The organism is Pseudomonas sp. ICMP 10191 (assembly GCF_001467335.1).
Classification (GTDB): domain Bacteria; phylum Pseudomonadota; class Gammaproteobacteria; order Pseudomonadales; family Pseudomonadaceae; genus Aquipseudomonas; species Aquipseudomonas cerasi.
Genome location: NZ_LKGW01000002.1, coordinates 164,850 through 181,242 on the forward strand (window position 1 = coordinate 164,850; position 16,393 = coordinate 181,242).

A 16,393-nucleotide genomic window follows, 5' to 3' on the forward strand; every position below is an offset into this window, starting at 1 on the left:
GTGCGGCAGTCCTAGCGGTATGTCGGTTCAGGCGCCGGGCACGTGGCCGAACAGGTCCTGGACAAAGCTGACCCGCTCCTGCGCCGATTCGTGGCGTCCTTCAAGAGCCAGTTGCTCCAGACGCGCCTCGACGGCCTGAGTGCGATGGGTCAGGCCACTGTCGTTGGCGATCTGAATATTCAGACCGGGACGGGCGTTGAGCTCCAGAATCAACGGGCCTTTGTCCTGGTCCAGCACCATGTCGACGCCGATGTAGCCCAGGCCGCACAACTCGTAGCACTCGGCGGCAAGCTTCATGAAGCCGTCCCAGTTGGGCAATTGCACGCCATCCACCGAGTGGGTGGTGTCCGGGTGCTTGCTGATGATGTTGTTCAGCCACGTTCCTTGCAGGGTGACACCGGTGGCCAGGTCCACACCTACGCCAATGGCGCCTTGGTGGAGGTTAGCCTTGCCGCCTGATTGACGGGTAGGCAAGCGCAGCATGGCCATCACCGGATAACCCATCAGCACGATGATGCGGATGTCCGGTACGCCTTCGTAACTGATGCTTTTGAAGATCGGGTCCGGTACGACCCGGTACTCGATCAGCGCCCGGTCGCGGTGACCGCCCAGGGAATACAGGCCAGTGAGAATGCTGGAAACCTGATGCTCGATTTCCGAGTGGCTGATGATGCGTCCCGAGACGGTGCGAAAGCGTTCCTCGAAACGGTCGGCGATCACCAGAATGCCATCGCCGCCTGCGCCCTGTGCAGGTTTGATCACGAAGTCGCGGTGCGCGCCGATGATCTCGTCGAGCCTGTCGATTTCCTTTTCCGTGGAAATCACGCCGTACATCTCCGGCACATGAATGCCTGCGGCGATGGCTCGCTCCTTGGTGATGATCTTGTCATCGACGATCGGATAGAGGCTGCGCTTGTTGTACTTGAGCACATAGTCGGCGTTACGTCGATTGATGCCCATGATGCCGCGCGCTTCGAGCGCCTTCCAGGTCTTCCACCAGCCGATCACTTGGCCTTTTCCTCTTTCAGGAATGCCTTGAAGCGCATCAGCTCGGTCAGCCGGTAGCCACGGTATCTGCCCATTGCCAGCATGAAGCCGACCAGTATCAGCAGCACTGCGGGGAAGGTGAAGACGAAATAGGTCAGTTCCGGCACGCTCATGATCAGGTGCGCCAGCGACGCGGCGAACAGCGTCCCGATGGCGACCTTCATGGCATGGCTGCCACCGCGCTCTTCCCAGGTGATCGACAGGCGCTCGATGGTCATGGTCAGAATCACCATCGGGAACAGCGCAACCGACAGGCCGCGCTCCAGCCCGAGCTTGTGGCTGAACAGGCTGATGGCCGCGATCAGCACCACGACGAAGGTCAGTACCACCGACAGGCGCGGCAGCATTTGCAGTTTCAGGTGCTCCAGATACGAGCGCAGGGACAAGCCCAGCGCCGTGATCACGGTAAACAGTGCAATGCCGAAGCCCAGTTGCGTTTCACGGAATGCCAGCGCAATCAGCACGGGGGTGAAGGTGCCCAGTGTCTGCAGGCCAATCAGGTTGCGCAGGATCAGGATGACCAGCACGCCAATCGGGATCATGACCATGATCATGAAGGTCTGCTGGGTTTGCAGCGGCAAGCCGTACAGCGAATAGGCCAGGAAGTCCGAATCGGTGCTGGCATCGGTCAGTTTGGCGAGCCGCATCGCGTTCATTTCACTGTTGTTGAGGCTGAACGTGACTTGCACCTTCTTGCCGCCTTCGACGCTGACCAGGCCTTCCTCGCCGGTCCACCAGAGCAGGCGGTCATCCGGCAGGCCGGCTTCACCGGTGTCGGGATTGAAGTACAGCCATTCCTTGCCGTTGAAGCTGCGCAGCCAGAGTTCCGGCGTCTGCTGCTCGGCATCCAGGCGAATGGTGTGGGCTTTTTCCAGCGGTACGTGGGCGATCGACAGCAGCAGTTCGGTGACCCGAGCCTTGTTGGACGCCGAGTTATCACCGGCCAGCAGCAGTTTGACGTTATCGTCATTCAGGTTGTTGACGCGCTTGATGGCCTCGGTAATGAAGGTCTCCACGTCCGCCGAATGCTGGCGAATGGGCGCCAGCAGTGCTTCGGCGGCGATCTTTTCCGGGCCTTCGACGGTCATGCTGTCGCGAAAGATAGGCCCTTTGACCTTGGGTTTTTCACCGCTGTAACGCTTGGTCAGCACCAGTCGGTAGTAGAGGGTCTGGTTGCCGGTGGCGCGACGGGCCGACCAGGTGACCTTGCGGTTGCCGTCGGCGCGGTTGACGCTGACGCCGTAATTGTTCGAGATGAAGCTTTCATTGAGGCTGATGTAGTCGTGGGCGAGCGGCGGCACGAACATCTGTACCTTCACCGAATCCTTGGGATTGGCGACGAATTCGACTTTGGCGTCGATATTCCACAGGTCATCGGTTTCGTCTTCGCTGACGGGTATGCCCAGCGCCAGAATCTGATAGGCCGTGATCGCGATGCCGAGGGTCACCAGGGCAGTGATCAGGATCTTCAGATGGAGTGTAAGAGAGCGCATGGATTTACTCTGCGTTTTGAGCGACGGAAGCGCAGCCGGGCTTCCCTGCCGCATATTTAAGACTTGGATCGACCAGCGCATCAAAGCGTTTCAAGGCTTCGGAGCCGATCAAAAGCGGGTATTGGAAAGCACTTCGGTCAGTCAAGTTCACTTCTATGGTGCGTAAAGATTCACCCATGCAGATATCGAGGCTGATCACCGGGCGTGACGAATAGCGATTGTCGTCATCCGGGTCGAGATCGTCGGCACGCCGCTTGATCTTGCTGACCCGCGCCAGGGGGCGTTCGATGGGGTGTACATGCTTGCTGTCGCTGGCCAGATAGAAACGCACCCAGCTTTCGCCATCGCGCTTGAAATGTTTGATGTCGCGGGCGCTCAGCGAGGCGGTCTTGGCACCGGTGTCGAGCTTGGCGGCGATCTCGATATCGATTTCGATCAGCCGGGCGTATTCGTTGAGGCCATAGACTGTCTTGTTGGCGGCCAGGGTCAGGCCGGGCAAAAACAGAAGGCTGAGCAGTGTGGGGAGGGTAGTCAGTCTCATAAATCCTGGCGCGATGAGCGAACAACTTCAGGGTCAGGGCGCAAATGGAATTGACCTGATGATAGTAGGGCAGGCGGTTCGCAGTCGCTGGCTCCGCTGCGGAGCGCGCTGTACGGACGCGACGCATTCTAGCATGAAGCCCTGCGGCTGCCAGTGATCAACCTGTGTAGCTGTTCAGGTTGCGTTGTCGAGCAGAGTTCACCCGCTTTGACTGATTGTCGACAATGCTGGGTTTGGCTTTGACGGATTGACTAAATATGACTAGATTTGAGCGCATATAGCCATGAGGTGTCGACAATGCTGAATGTGGTCGAAAAAACAATGACGGTTGCCGACGACTCGGAAACCCTCTCCGAGAACGTTTTCCGACGCATTCAATCGGCTATCGTGAAAGGCGAGATTGCCCCCGGCAGCAAGATTTCCGAGCCGGAACTGGCTCGCACCTATGGCATCAGTCGCGGGCCGCTGCGCGAAGCGATTCACCGGCTCGAAGGGCAGCGACTGGTGGTTCGTGTGCCGCATGTGGGCGCCCGGGTGGTGTCGCTCAGTCATGCCGAACTGATCGAACTCTATGAAATTCGCGAGTCACTGGAGGGTATGGCCTGTCGTCTGGCCGCCGAACGCATGACCCAGGCCGAAATCGACGAGCTGCGCGGCGTTCTGGATACCCATGAGCGCGATGCCGCCTTTCAGGCAGGTATCGGCTATTACCAGCAAGAGGGCGATTTCGACTTTCACTATCGCATCATCCAGGGCAGCGGCAATCGCACCCTCAGCCAGATGCTCTGTGGTGAGCTCTACCAGCTGGTGCGCATGTACCGCATTCAGTATTCCACCACGCCCAACCGGCCTCGCCAGGCTTTTGCCGAACATCACCGCATTCTCGACGCTATCGCCGACCGCGACGGTGAGCTGGCCGAATTGTTGATGCGCCGCCATATCGGCGCGTCCAGACGCAACATCGAGCGCCATTATCAGGCGGCTTCCCAGACGACTTCCGACCGAGGTACGCAATGAGTCATAACAACAGCACTCCCGGCCAGCGTTTCCGCGACGCAGTCGCCAGCGAACAGCCGCTGCAAGTGGTCGGCGCGATCAATGCCAACCACGCACTGCTCGCCAAACGTGCCGGGTTCAAGGCCATTTATCTATCTGGCGGCGGAGTCGCGGCGGGATCACTGGGCATTCCGGACCTGGGAATCACCGGTCTTGAAGACGTGCTGATCGATGTGCGGCGTATCACCGACGTTTGCGACCTGCCGTTGCTGGTGGATGTCGACACCGGTTTCGGTTCTTCGGCTTTCAATGTGGCGCGTACCGTGCGCTCGATGATCAAGGCCGGAGCGGCGGCGATTCACATTGAGGATCAGGTGGGTGCCAAGCGTTGCGGGCATCGTCCCAACAAGGAAATTGTCTCTCAGCAGGAAATGGTCGACCGGATCAAGGCTGCCGTGGATGCCCGGACTGACGACAGCTTCGTGATCATGGCGCGTACCGATGCGTTGGCGGTTGAAGGGCTGGAGTCGGCGCTGGAGCGTGCCGCTGCCTGTATTGAAGCCGGCGCGGATATGGTGTTCCCCGAGGCCATCACCGAACTGGCAATGTACAAGCAATTCGCCAACCGTGCAGGTGTGCCGATCCTCGCCAACATCACCGAGTTTGGCGCCACGCCGTTGTTTACGGTCGATGAGCTGCGCGAGGCGGACGTGTCGCTGGTGCTGTACCCGCTTTCCGCATTCCGTGCGATGAACAAGGCTGCGGAAAATGTCTACGGCGCGATCCGCCGTGACGGCAGCCAGAAAAACGTGATCGACAGTATGCAGACGCGCATGGAGCTGTATGACGCGATCGATTACCACACATTCGAGCAGAAGCTGGATGCGCTGTTCGCGCAGAAGAAGGGCTGAAAGGGGCAGGCTGACACTCGTCCCCGCGCTCCGCGTCCAGTCACACAAAAACAAAATTGGAGAAAACCATGGCTGAAGCAAAAGTATTGAGTGGTGCCGGACTACGCGGGCAGGTGGCCGGGCAGACGGCGTTGTCCACGGTGGGCATGGCCGGTGCCGGGCTGACCTATCGTGGCTATGATGTGCGCGATCTGGCCGCCGAAGCTCGCTTTGAAGAAGTTGCCTATCTGCTGCTGTACGGCGAACTGCCTGATAAAGCCGAATTGTCTGCCTATATGGACAAACTCAAGGGCCTGCGCGATCTGCCGCAGGCCTTGAAGGAAGTGCTGGAACGCATACCCGCCGACACTCACCCGATGGATGTCATGCGCACGGGTGCCTCCATGCTCGGCACCCTGGAGCCGGAGCGCAGCTTCGATCAGCAGCGCGACTCAACCGACCGTCTGCTCGCAGCGTTCCCGGCGATCATGTGCTACTGGTATCGCTTCAGTCATGACGGCAAGCGTATCGACTGCACCTCCGCAGAAGACTCCATCGGCGGGCATTTTCTGCACCTGTTGCTCGACAAGGCGCCCAGCGAACTGCACCGCAAGGTCATGGACGTCTCGCTGATTCTGTACGCCGAGCACGAATTCAATGCCTCGACCTTCACCGCCCGCGTCTGCGCGTCGACGCTGTCGGACCTGTATTCCTGCGTCACAGCCGCCATCGGCACCTTGCGCGGCCCGCTGCACGGTGGTGCCAACGAGGCTGCAATGGAAATGATTCAGCGCTTCGCCTCGGCTGAAGAGGCCACCAAAGGCACGCTGGGCATGCTGGAGCGCAAGGAAAAGATCATGGGCTTTGGCCATGCGATCTACAAGGAGTCCGACCCGCGCAACGAGGTGATCAAGGGCTGGTCGAAGAAACTCGCTGACGAAGTGGGCGATACGGTGCTGTTCCCGGTTTCCGAGGCCATCGACAAGGTCATGTGGGAGCAGAAGAAACTGTTCCCCAACGCCGACTTCTACCATGCGTCGGCGTATCACTTCATGGGCATCCCGACCAAGCTGTTCACCCCGATCTTCGTCTGCTCACGCCTGACCGGCTGGGCCGCTCACGTTTTCGAACAGCGTGCCAATAACCGCATCATTCGCCCGAGCGCCGAGTACATCGGCGTCGAACAGCGCGCGTTCGTACCCTTGGAACAGCGCTGAAAAGGGGGCAGGGGAGCCGCCGACGAGCTCCCCACCCGTATTCCGAACACTCCGTGATCGAGTCCCGCAATGAACAGTGAATTTCGCAAACCGCTCCCTGGCACCCGACTGGATTATTTCGACGCTCGGGCGGCCGTCGAGGCGCTCAAGCCCGGCGCCTATGCCACGCTGCCCTACACCTCGCGGGTGCTGGCCGAGAACCTGGTGCGCCGTTGTGATCCGGCGACCTTGAATGCCTCGTTGACCCAGCTCATCGAGCGCAAGCGTGATCTGGATTTTCCCTGGTTCCCGGCACGTGTGGTCTGCCACGACATTCTGGGTCAGACCGCGTTGGTCGACCTTGCCGGACTGCGCGACGCGATCGCTTCGCAGGGTGGCGATCCTGCGCTGGTCAACCCGGTGGTTCCGGTGCAATTGATCGTCGACCACTCGCTGGCAGTGGAGTCCGACGGTAACGACCCGCAGGCGTTCGCCAAGAACCGCGCCATTGAAGACCGTCGCAACGAAGACCGTTTTCATTTCATTGACTGGACCAAGCAGGCGTTCAAGAACGTCGAAGTGATCCCGCCGGGCAACGGCATCATGCACCAGATCAATCTGGAGAAAATGTCGCCGGTGGTGCAGGTGCTCGACGGCGTAGCCTTTCCCGACACGCTGGTGGGCACGGACAGCCACACGCCGCACGTCGACGCCCTCGGCGTGATTGCCATCGGCGTCGGCGGGCTCGAGGCCGAAAACGTCATGCTCGGGCGCGCCTCGTGGATGCGCCTGCCGGACATCATTGGTGTCGAACTGACCGGGCGCCGCCAGCCAGGCATCACCGCCACCGACGTAGTGCTCGCGCTGACCGAATACCTGCGCCAACAGAAGGTGGTTGGCGCTTACCTGGAGTTCTATGGCGCAGGCGCGTCGAGCCTGACCCTGGGCGACCGGGCGACGATCTCCAACATGGCGCCTGAATACGGCGCGACGGCGGCGATGTTCTCCATTGACTCGCAAACCATCGACTACCTGCGTTTGACAGGGCGCGAGGACGAGCAGGTCAAACTGGTCGAGCTGTATGCCCGGCACACTGGCCTTTGGTCGGACAGCCTCAGCGAGGTGCACTACGAGCGGGTGCTGAGTTTCGACCTGTCCAGTGTGGTGCGCAACATGGCCGGCCCCTCCAACCCTCATGCGCGGGTTGCCACCGCCGATCTGGCGGCCAGAGGTATTGCCGGGCAATGGGACGAGGTGCCGGGGCAGATGCCCGACGGCGCGGTGATCATCGCGGCGATCACCAGTTGCACCAACACCAGCAACCCGCGCAACGTCATTGCCGCCGGTCTGCTGGCACGCAACGCCAACCGCCTGGGGCTGCTGCGCAAGCCGTGGGTGAAATCATCGCTGGCACCCGGCTCGAAAACCGTGGCGCTATACCTGGACGCAGCAGGGCTGACCTCGGAGCTGGAGCAACTGGGTTTCGGCGTCGTGGCCTTTGCCTGCACCACCTGCAATGGCATGTCCGGCGCGCTCGATCCGCTGATCCAGCAGGAAATCATCGACCGCGACCTGTACGCCACGGCGGTCTTGTCCGGTAACCGTAATTTCGACGGGCGTATTCACCCCTATGCCAAACAGGCCTTTCTGGCTTCGCCGCCCCTGGTGGTGGCGTATGCCATTGCCGGGACCATCCGCTTCGATATAGAAAACGATGTGCTGGGCGTCGCCGAGGGCCGGGAAATCCGTCTCAAGGACATCTGGCCGAGCGATGAAGAGATTGATGCGGTCGTGCAGGCGTCGGTCAAGCCCGAGCAGTTCCGTCAGGTTTATATCCCGATGTTTGCCATCGAAGAGCACAGCGGGCCGAAGGTCGAGCCGCTGTACGACTGGCGTCCGATGAGCACCTACATCCGTCGCCCGCCCTACTGGGAAGGCGCATTGGCCGGAGAACGTACGCTCAAGGGCATGCGGGCTCTCGCCGTGCTGCCGGACAACATCACCACCGATCACCTGTCGCCGTCCAACGCGATCATGCTCGACAGTGCGGCGGGCGAGTACCTGGCGAAAATGGGACTGCCGGAAGAAGACTTCAACTCTTATGCGACCCATCGGGGCGACCACCTGACCGCCCAGCGCGCGACCTTTGCCAACCCGCAACTGGTCAACGAGATGGCAGTGGTCGATGGCAAGGTCAGGAAAGGCTCGCTGACCCGCATCGAACCCGAAGGCGTGGTCACGCGCATGTGGGAAGCCATCGAAACCTACATGGCGCGCAAGCAGCCGTTGATCATTATTGCCGGTGCCGACTATGGGCAGGGCTCGTCCCGTGACTGGGCGGCCAAAGGCGTCAGGCTGGCGGGCGTCGAAGCGATTGCTGCAGAAGGTTTCGAGCGTATTCACCGCACCAACCTGGTCGGCATGGGCGTGCTGCCGCTGGAGTTCAAGCCCGGCACCAGCCGTCTGACTCTGGGTATCGATGGCAGCGAAACCTTCGATGTGATCGGCCAGCGCACACCGCGCGCGACATTGACGCTGGTGATTCAGCGCCGTAACGGCGAACGCGTCGAGGTGCCGGTGACATGCCGTCTGGACACTGCTGAAGAGCTTTCTATTTATGAGGCGGGCGGCGTGTTGCAGCGTTTTGCTCAGGATTTTCTGGAGGCTACTGCATCGTAGCTACGCTTGAGCGTGAAGAACGATAAGCGTGCGCAAGAGCACTATCGTGCCCATGCTCCGCGTGGGCATGCAGTTCTGGACGCTCTGCGTCCGATTTTGAGCGCGCAGCGCGCTCTTTGAACAGGACAACGAATTCATGGCTCATTTACCCCAGATCCGCATCCCGGCCACCTACATGCGTGGCGGCACCAGCAAGGGTGTGTTTTTCAGGCTGACGGACCTGCCTGAAGCCGCACAGACTCCGGGATCGGCGCGGGATGCGTTGCTGCTGCGAGTCATCGGCAGCCCTGACCCCTATGAAAAGCAGATCGATGGCATGGGCGGCGCGACGTCGAGTACCAGCAAGAGCGTGATTGTGTCGCGCAGCAGCAGGCCCGACCACGATGTCGATTACCTGTTCGGCCAGGTGTCCATCGACAAGCCGTTTGTCGACTGGAGCGGCAATTGCGGCAACCTGTCAGCGGCCGTGGGGCCATTCGCGATTACGAGCGGTCTGGTCGACCCTGACCGCGTTCCGCAGGACGGCGTTGCGGTGGTGCGTATCTGGCAGGCCAACATCGGCAAGACCATCATCGCCCATGTGCCGATCAGCAACGGCGCGGTGCAGGAAACCGGCGATTTCGAGCTGGATGGCGTGACCTTCCCGGCAGCCGAAGTGCCACTGGAGTTTCTTGACCCGGCGGCGGACGAAGAGGGCGCGGGCGGCTCGATGTTCCCCACTGGCAATCTGGTGGACGATCTAGAAGTGCCCGGTATCGGCCTTCTGAAAGCGACCATGATCAATGCCGGCATTCCGACGATTTTTGTCAACGCTGCTGACATCGGCTATACCGGCACTGAGTTGCAGGGCGATATCAACGCTGACCCGCAGGCGCTGGCCCGTCTGGAGGCCATCCGCGCCTACGGTGCGGTGAGGATGGGCCTGATTGGCAACATCGATGAAGCTGCCGCACGCCAGCACACACCCAAAGTGGCTTTTGTAGCGGCGCCTGCCGATTACCTGGCGTCGAGTGGCAAGCCTGTCGCTGCGCAGGATATCGAGCTGCTGGTGCGCGCCGTGTCGATGGGCAAGCTGCACCACGCGATGATGGGTACGGCTGCGGTAGCCATCGGTACGGCAGCAGCCATTCCGGGCACGCTGGTCAATCTGGCCGCTGGCGGTCAGGCGCGCAGTGCGGTCAGCTTTGGCCATCCCTCCGGCACCTTGCGAGTCGGCGCCCAGGCTGTTCAGGAGGGCGGTGACTGGAAAGTCACCAAGGCCCTGATGAGCCGCAGCGCCCGAGTGCTGATGGAAGGCTGGGTACGTGTGCCGCAGTCAGGCGAGTGAAGTGATCAGTTTGGCGGGGTGACCGCAGCGTCTATTTGAAACGTCGCTCCACGCCTTTTTCGACCAGCACCTTGGCGGAGATTTCTTCCACCGAAAAATGCGTGGAGTTGATGTGCGCGATGTTCTCGCGGCGGAACAGGCTTTCCACCTCGCGCACCTCGAATTCGCACTGCGCGTAGCTGGAGTAGCGGCTGTTGGGCTTGCGCTCGTGGCGAATCGCGGTGAGACGGTCCGGGTCGATGGTCAGGCCGAAGAGCTTTTCGCGATGCTGCTTGAGCGCCGCAGGCAGCTGCAGCCTCTCCATGTCATCTTCGGTCAGCGGATAGTTGGCGGCCCGGATACCGAACTGCATGGCCATGTACAGACAGGTCGGGGTTTTGCCGCAGCGCGAGACGCCGACGAGGATAATGTCGGCCTTGTCGTAATAATGCGTCCGTGCGCCATCATCGTTGTCCAGCGCGAAGTTGACCGCCTCGATGCGCTCCATGTAATTGGAGTTATGCCCGATGGAATGCGATTTACCCACGGAGTAGGACGAGTGTGAACTAAGCTCCTGCTCCAGCGGGGCCAGGAAGGTCGAAAAGATATCAATCATGAAGCCATTGGACGTCGCCAGAATCTCGCGAATGTCCTGATTGACGATGGTGTCGAAGATGATCGGCCGCACATCGTCCTTGTCGGCGGCATTATTGATTTGTTGTACCATCGCCCGCGCCTTCTCGACACTGTCGATATAGGGCCTGGTGAACTTGTTGAACGTAATGTTTTCAAATTGTGCCAACAGGCTCTGGCCCAGGGTTTCGGCGGTGATACCCGTGCCGTCCGAGATGAAAAAAGCGGATCGTTTCATTTTTGCCCCAGGCCTTAAGCAGTTGACGAATTCTGGCTATCATAGGCGTGCTGGCCTGCCATGAGAGCCCGCAGGTGCAGCTTTTTTGCACACCTGGTTTTGAAGCACGGTTTTCAACGCCCGATCTGTACGTCCGGGCAGACACGCCTGAAGCCACACCGCATGTGGCGCAGGTGAATGAGCTTTTCCCAACAACAAACACAGTTAGTGGAGAGATCACCTTGGTAGAGTACGTAGTTTCCCTCGATAAGCTCGGCGTCCATGATGTAGAGCACGTGGGGGGCAAAAACTCGTCCCTCGGCGAGATGATCAGCAACCTCGCAGGTGCTGGTGTGTCGGTGCCCGGCGGCTTCGCGACTACCGCCCAGGCCTACCGTGACTTTCTCGAGCTCAGCGGCCTCAACGAGCAGATCCATGCTGCGCTGGACGCCCTTGACGTCGACGATGTCAACGCGCTGGCCCGCACCGGTGCGCAGATTCGTCAGTGGATCATGGAAGCCGAGTTCCCCGAGCAGCTCAACGCCCAGATTCGTACTGCGTTTGCCGAGCTGTCTGCGGGTAATCCGAACCTGGCTGTGGCCGTGCGTTCCTCCGCAACTGCCGAAGACTTGCCGGATGCGTCGTTCGCCGGCCAGCAGGAGACCTTCCTGAACATCCGCGGCGTCGAGAACGTGATCCGTGCCGCCAAGGAAGTTTTTGCTTCACTGTTCAACGACCGTGCAATTTCCTACCGCGTACACCAGGGCTTCGACCACAAGCTGGTCGCGCTGTCTGCGGGCGTGCAGCGTATGGTGCGCTCCGAAACCGGTACGGCCGGTGTCATGTTCACCCTCGACACCGAGTCCGGCTTCCGCGACGTGGTGTTCATCACCGGTGCTTACGGCCTGGGCGAGACGGTTGTGCAGGGCGCCGTCAACCCGGACGAGTTCTACGTGCACAAGGACACGCTGGCGGCTGGCCGCCCGGCGATCCTGCGTCGCAATCTGGGCAGCAAGGCGATCAAGATGATTTACGGCGAAGAAGCCAAGGCCGGTCGTTCGGTCAAGGTGATCGACGTCGAGCCTGCCGATCGCGCGCGTTTCTGTCTGAGCGATGCCGAAGTGTCCGAACTGGCCAAACAGGCGATGATCATCGAAAAGCACTACAAGTGCCCGATGGACATCGAGTGGGCCAAGGACGGTGACGACGGCAAGCTGTACATCGTCCAGGCGCGTCCGGAAACGGTGAAGAGCCGTGCATCGGCCAACGTCATGGAACGCTATCTGCTCAAGGAGACCGGCAAGGTGCTGGTCGAAGGCCGTGCCATCGGTCAGCGCATCGGCGCGGGCAAGGTGCGCATCATCAAGGACGTGTCCGAGATGGACAAGGTCCAGCCCGGCGACGTGCTGGTGTCGGACATGACCGACCCGGACTGGGAGCCGGTGATGAAGCGCGCCAGTGCAATCGTCACCAACCGTGGCGGTCGTACCTGCCACGCGGCGATCATCGCCCGTGAACTGGGCATCCCGGCAGTGGTTGGTTGCGGTAACGCCACGCAGACCCTTCAGGATGGCCAGGGCGTCACGGTCTCCTGCGCTGAGGGCGACACCGGTTACATCTTCGAAGGCGAGCTGGGCTTCGACATCAAGACCAATTCGGTCGATGCAATGCCTGATCTGCCGTTCAAGATCATGATGAACGTCGGCAATCCGGACCGTGCCTTCGATTTCGCCCAATTGCCCAATGCCGGGGTGGGTCTGGCGCGTCTGGAGTTCATCATCAACCGCATGATCGGCGTGCACCCCAAGGCGTTGCTCAACTATTCGGTGCTGCCACCGGAAATCAAGGAAAGCGTCGACAAGCGCATCGCCGGTTACCATGATCCGGTCGGTTTCTACGTCGACAAGCTGGTCGAGGGTATCAGCACCCTGGGCGCCGCGTTCACGCCGAAAAAGGTCATCGTGCGCCTCTCGGACTTCAAGTCCAACGAGTATGCGAACCTGATTGGCGGCAAGCTTTACGAGCCCGAAGAAGAAAACCCGATGCTGGGCTTTCGCGGTGCGTCGCGCTATATCAGTGAGAACTTCCGTGACTGTTTCGAGCTGGAGTGCCGTGCGCTCAAGCGTGTGCGCGAAGAGATGGGCCTGACCAACGTCGAGATCATGGTGCCGTTCGTCCGTACCTTGGGCGAGGCGAGTCAGGTGATCGATCTGCTGGCCGCCAACGGCCTGAAGCGTGGCGAAAACGGCCTGCGCATCATCATGATGTGCGAACTGCCGTCCAACGCGATTCTGGCGGAAGAGTTCCTTGAGTACTTCGACGGCTTCTCCATCGGCTCCAACGACCTGACCCAGCTGACACTCGGTCTCGACCGTGACTCCGGCGTGATCGCCCACCTGTTCGACGAACGTAACCCGGCGGTCAAGAAGCTTCTGTCCAACGCCATTCAGGCGTGCAACAAGGCCGGCAAGTACATCGGCATCTGTGGGCAGGGGCCTTCCGATCACCCGGATCTGGCGCGCTGGCTAATGGATCAGGGCATCGAGAGTGTGTCGCTCAACCCCGACTCGGTACTGGAGACCTGGTTCTTCCTCGCCGAAGCACAGTCGCCTGTCTGACAGGCGGCTCGCCTGAGGCGCGGTCCTCGCAGGAGCGGGCCGCCGTGTGACGCGAACGCGGCCTGAGCCGTCATGTGGTTCAGGTGTTTGAATGAGGCGGTTTCTTCGGAAGCCGCCTTTTTTATGGCGCATCGCGAGATCCCGGAGCGCGTGGTTTCATCCCGTCTGTCAAGCCAGATAAAGAGTGATATGCAGAGCAGCAGCCAGCTTTTTCCCGTTGCCTTGATCAGCGCCGAGCGTCGTGGCGATCTGGTCGAGGACGTCTACCGTCTCAAACCTGCCAACAGTCCCGACGCCAGTGTCGAACTGGCGGTGACCCGGCTAGGGCTCGCCGATCAGCCCGATGTGCGTGGTACTCCAGTCATACTGCTGCATGGCAGCTTTTCCAACCGGCGTTTCTGGTATTCGCCCAAGGGCATCGGTCTGGGTGCGTATCTGGCGCGGGCCGGCTATGACGTGTGGATTCCCGAAATGCGCGGCCATGGCTTGTCGGCTCGCAACCTGAGTTATCGCAGCAATTGCGTGGCGGACTACGCGCGTTTCGATTTGCCAGCCATTGCCGCATTCGTCGTCGAGCAAAGCGGGCAGATACCGCACTGGATCGGCCATTCGCTGGGCGGCACCAGCCTGGCGGCAGCCTTAGGCGGTCAGTATCTGGGTGCTGATACTGCGGCGTCCGTGGCGCTGTTCGGCAGCCAGGTCAGCCGCACCTACTGGCCGCTGAAAGTCCCGCCACTGCAATGGTCTGCGAAGTTGCTGCTGAGGTCCTTCGAGCATATTTCCGGCCCGCGTTTCAAGCGCGGGCCGGAAGACGAGCCGATCGGTCTGGTTCTGGAAAGCATGCGTTGGCACGGGCTGTTCGGGCGTTTCGGCGAGCGTGACAACAACTGGTGGGCAGGGTTGAGCGCGGTTCAGGTACCGCTTCTGGCTGTCGCTGCGGCCGGCGACCAGCAGGACCCGGTGTGGGCTTGCCGTGAACTGTTCGAGCAGATCGGCAGCGCACACAGGCAATTCCTCTGCCTGGGCCGCGAATACGGCTTCAGCGAGGATTTCGACCATGTGCAGATGCTGGTCAGCAAGGCTGCGCAGCAGCAGGTCTGGCCGCGAGTGATCGAGTGGCTGGGTGAGCGTTCCGTTCCTGAACAGGTTGCAGAGTTTCAGGTCGCGGTAGGCAGTTAGCCGGTAAAGTCGCTATGGTTATGCTGATCCGGTCGTGTCTGTTTCAATAAATCGTCTGTATCAATCGCGACCCCATAGCCGATGACAGGAGTTGACCCATGCACTACCTCACCCCCGATCTGTGTGACGCCTATCCGGACCTGATCCAGGTCGTGGAGCCGATGTTCAGCAATTTTGGCGGCCGCGATTCGTTTGGTGGCCAGATCGTCACGCTGAAATGTTTCGAGGACAACTCCAAGGTCAGGGAGCAGGTCGAGCTCGACGGCAAGGGCAAGGTGCTGGTCGTCGACGGCGGTGGTTCGCTGCGTTGCGCGTTGCTGGGTGACATGCTGGCAGACAAGGCTGCCAAGAACGGCTGGGAAGGCATGTTGATCTACGGCTGCATCCGTGACGTGGATGTCATCGCCCAGACCGACCTGGGTGTCCAGGCGCTCGCCAGTCATCCGAAGAAAACCGAGAAGCGCGGCATAGGCGAACTGAATGTGCCGGTGACCTTTGGCGGCGTGACGTTCCGCCCGGGTGAGTACCTGTATGCCGACAACAATGGCGTCATCATTTCCCCATCACCCCTGACCATGCCGGAATAAGCGAAGTATCCATGTTCGATGAAGCAAACGCGCAGTGGGGGCTGGTTCATGCCCTCGTTTTGGACGGTAAAGGTGGGGCGCGTTTCATCGCTCGAACCGAGTTGCAGGACCTTGCATTGCAGCCAGAAGAAAGCCTGTGGCTGCATTGGGACCGTAGTCACCCGCAGACACATGCGTGGTTGCGCACCGGCAGCGGTCTGAGCGAGTTTGCCTGCGACCTGTTGCTGGAAGAGAACACCCGGCCGCGTTTGCTGCCGTTGCCGGAGCAGGAGCTGCTGCTGTTTCTGCGCGGCGTGAATCTGAATCCCGGTGCGGAACCTGAAGACATGGTCTCGGTGCGTATCTTCGCCGCCGCGCAGCGAGTCATCTCGCTGCGCCTGCGTCCGTTGCGTGCCACCGAGGAGCTGATTGAGCTGCTGGGGCAGGGCAAAGGCCCGAAGGGCGCCTCGGAGCTGATCCTGCACCTGGCGCAGCACCTCACCGACAAGGTTCAGGATCTGGTGGGTGAGCTGACCGAATCGGTCGATGAAGAGGAAGAAAAGAACGATGCCGACGAATGGTACAGCCCCGAGCACGGCAAGCTGCTGCATATTCGTCGGCGCGCCGCCGGCCTGCGCCGGTTCCTCGGGCCGCAGCGGGATATTTATGGCCAGCTTTCACGCATCAAGTTGTCCTGGTTTGCGCATGACGACGCTGACTACTGGAATGAGCTGAACAACAGCCTGACCCGTTACCTGGAAGAGCTTGAGCTGACCCGCGAGCGGGTGGGGCTGCTGCTGGAGTCCGAGGACCGGCGCCTGCGCGAGCACATGAACCGCACCATGTACCGCTTCGGGATCATTACCTGTATCTTTCTGCCGATGAGTTTTCTCACCGGTCTGCTGGGTATTAATGTTGGCGGCATTCCGGGTTCGAGCAGTTCGTACGGCTTCCTGGTGGCCTGTCTGCTGATCGTCGCGCTGGGCGCAGGGCAGTGGTGGTTGTTCCGCCGTTTGCGTTGGGTATAGGGCG

At 60.6% G+C, this 16,393-nt stretch carries 13 protein-coding genes; 9 read left to right on the forward strand and 4 right to left on the reverse strand.

The genetic code is table 11. The annotated features are described in order from the left end of the window. Positions 1–27: 27 nt before the first annotated feature. Genes AO388_RS02025 through rloA form a run of 3 tightly spaced genes read right to left on the reverse strand, consistent with a single transcriptional unit; the run spans position 28 to position 3,081 of the window. Positions 28–1,005 carry an alpha-L-glutamate ligase-like protein gene (locus tag AO388_RS02025; protein ID WP_161428781.1) on the reverse strand — a complete coding sequence of 326 codons (978 nt, stop codon included), beginning with the start codon at positions 1,003–1,005 and terminating at the stop codon, positions 28–30. Next, positions 1,005–2,540, reverse strand: coding sequence for an osmotic stress tolerance membrane protein RloB (rloB, locus tag AO388_RS02030; protein WP_003433053.1), 1,536 nt, complete (start codon positions 2,538–2,540; stop codon positions 1,005–1,007). Before rloB ends, AO388_RS02025 begins: the two co-directional genes overlap by 1 nt. Positions 2,541–2,544: 4 nt before the next feature. Continuing rightward, the gene (gene rloA / locus AO388_RS02035) at positions 2,545–3,081 is read right to left on the reverse strand and encodes a retropepsin-like aspartic peptidase RloA (RefSeq protein ID WP_003366834.1); all 537 of its coding nucleotides are present in this window, start codon (positions 3,079–3,081) and stop codon (positions 2,545–2,547) included. Positions 3,082–3,378: 297 nt separating this feature from the next. On the opposite strand from rloA, the gene AO388_RS02040 reads away from it, so the two are divergent. The 5 genes from AO388_RS02040 to prpF all read left to right on the forward strand — a co-directional run bounded on the left by AO388_RS02040 (position 3,379) and on the right by prpF (position 10,169). Next, positions 3,379–4,098, forward strand: coding sequence for a GntR family transcriptional regulator (locus AO388_RS02040; RefSeq protein WP_003433052.1), 720 nt, complete (start codon positions 3,379–3,381; stop codon positions 4,096–4,098). After that, positions 4,095–4,988, forward strand: coding sequence for a methylisocitrate lyase (gene prpB / locus AO388_RS02045; protein ID WP_003433051.1), 894 nt, complete (start codon positions 4,095–4,097; stop codon positions 4,986–4,988). Before AO388_RS02040 ends, prpB begins: the two co-directional genes overlap by 4 nt. A gap of 68 nt (positions 4,989–5,056) precedes the next feature. Beyond that, complete coding sequence (prpC, locus tag AO388_RS02050) at positions 5,057–6,184, forward strand: bifunctional 2-methylcitrate synthase/citrate synthase (RefSeq protein WP_003433049.1); 1,128 nt, start codon at positions 5,057–5,059, stop codon at positions 6,182–6,184. A 69-nt stretch (positions 6,185–6,253) separates the two neighbouring features. Next, positions 6,254–8,842, forward strand: a complete 2,589-nt coding sequence (gene acnD, locus AO388_RS02055) for a Fe/S-dependent 2-methylisocitrate dehydratase AcnD (RefSeq protein ID WP_003433048.1) — start codon at positions 6,254–6,256, stop codon at positions 8,840–8,842. Between the two features lie 136 nt (positions 8,843–8,978). Continuing rightward, positions 8,979–10,169, forward strand: a complete 1,191-nt coding sequence (gene prpF / locus AO388_RS02060; RefSeq protein WP_003433046.1) for a 2-methylaconitate cis-trans isomerase PrpF — start codon at positions 8,979–8,981, stop codon at positions 10,167–10,169. Positions 10,170–10,200: 31 nt separating this feature from the next. Here prpF and ppsR read toward each other — a convergent pair whose 3' ends face one another. After that, positions 10,201–11,019, reverse strand: coding sequence for a posphoenolpyruvate synthetase regulatory kinase/phosphorylase PpsR (gene ppsR / locus AO388_RS02065; protein WP_003347114.1), 819 nt, complete (start codon positions 11,017–11,019; stop codon positions 10,201–10,203). 221 nt (positions 11,020–11,240) lie between these two features. On the opposite strand from ppsR, the gene ppsA reads away from it, so the two are divergent. From ppsA to AO388_RS02085, 4 genes are all read left to right on the forward strand, one after another. Next, a complete protein-coding gene (gene ppsA / locus AO388_RS02070) occupies positions 11,241–13,616 on the forward strand; it encodes a phosphoenolpyruvate synthase (protein WP_003433045.1) in 2,376 nt (791 codons plus the stop codon). Positions 13,617–13,805: 189 nt separating this feature from the next. Beyond that, a complete protein-coding gene (locus tag AO388_RS02075; protein ID WP_058415993.1) occupies positions 13,806–14,795 on the forward strand; it encodes an alpha/beta fold hydrolase in 990 nt (329 codons plus the stop codon). A 98-nt stretch (positions 14,796–14,893) separates the two neighbouring features. Then, positions 14,894–15,382 (forward strand): ribonuclease E activity regulator RraA, encoded by a 489-nt coding sequence (gene rraA, locus AO388_RS02080; RefSeq protein WP_003366849.1) that lies wholly within the window; start codon positions 14,894–14,896, stop codon positions 15,380–15,382. Positions 15,383–15,393: 11 nt separating this feature from the next. Next, positions 15,394–16,389: a zinc transporter ZntB gene (locus AO388_RS02085; protein WP_003366851.1), complete on the forward strand. Its 996-nt coding sequence runs from the start codon at positions 15,394–15,396 to the stop codon at positions 16,387–16,389. Positions 16,390–16,393: the final 4 nt, after the last annotated feature.

Excerpts from the sequence above, each read along its gene's own strand:
- rloB (WP_003433053.1), bottom strand. The coding sequence starts at position 2,540 with ATGCGCTCTCTTACACTCCATCTGAAGATCCTGATCACTGCCCTGGTG.
- rloA (WP_003366834.1), bottom strand. The coding sequence starts at position 3,081 with ATGAGACTGACTACCCTCCCCACACTGCTCAGCCTTCTGTTTTTGCCC.
- AO388_RS02040 (WP_003433052.1), top strand. The coding sequence starts at position 3,379 with ATGCTGAATGTGGTCGAAAAAACAATGACGGTTGCCGACGACTCGGAA.
- prpB (WP_003433051.1), top strand. The coding sequence starts at position 4,095 with ATGAGTCATAACAACAGCACTCCCGGCCAGCGTTTCCGCGACGCAGTC.
- prpC (WP_003433049.1), top strand. The coding sequence starts at position 5,057 with ATGGCTGAAGCAAAAGTATTGAGTGGTGCCGGACTACGCGGGCAGGTG.
- acnD (WP_003433048.1), top strand. The coding sequence starts at position 6,254 with ATGAACAGTGAATTTCGCAAACCGCTCCCTGGCACCCGACTGGATTAT.
- prpF (WP_003433046.1), top strand. The coding sequence starts at position 8,979 with ATGGCTCATTTACCCCAGATCCGCATCCCGGCCACCTACATGCGTGGC.
- ppsR (WP_003347114.1), bottom strand. The coding sequence starts at position 11,019 with ATGAAACGATCCGCTTTTTTCATCTCGGACGGCACGGGTATCACCGCC.
- AO388_RS02075 (WP_058415993.1), top strand. The coding sequence starts at position 13,806 with ATGCAGAGCAGCAGCCAGCTTTTTCCCGTTGCCTTGATCAGCGCCGAG.
- rraA (WP_003366849.1), top strand. The coding sequence starts at position 14,894 with ATGCACTACCTCACCCCCGATCTGTGTGACGCCTATCCGGACCTGATC.
- AO388_RS02085 (WP_003366851.1), top strand. The coding sequence starts at position 15,394 with ATGTTCGATGAAGCAAACGCGCAGTGGGGGCTGGTTCATGCCCTCGTT.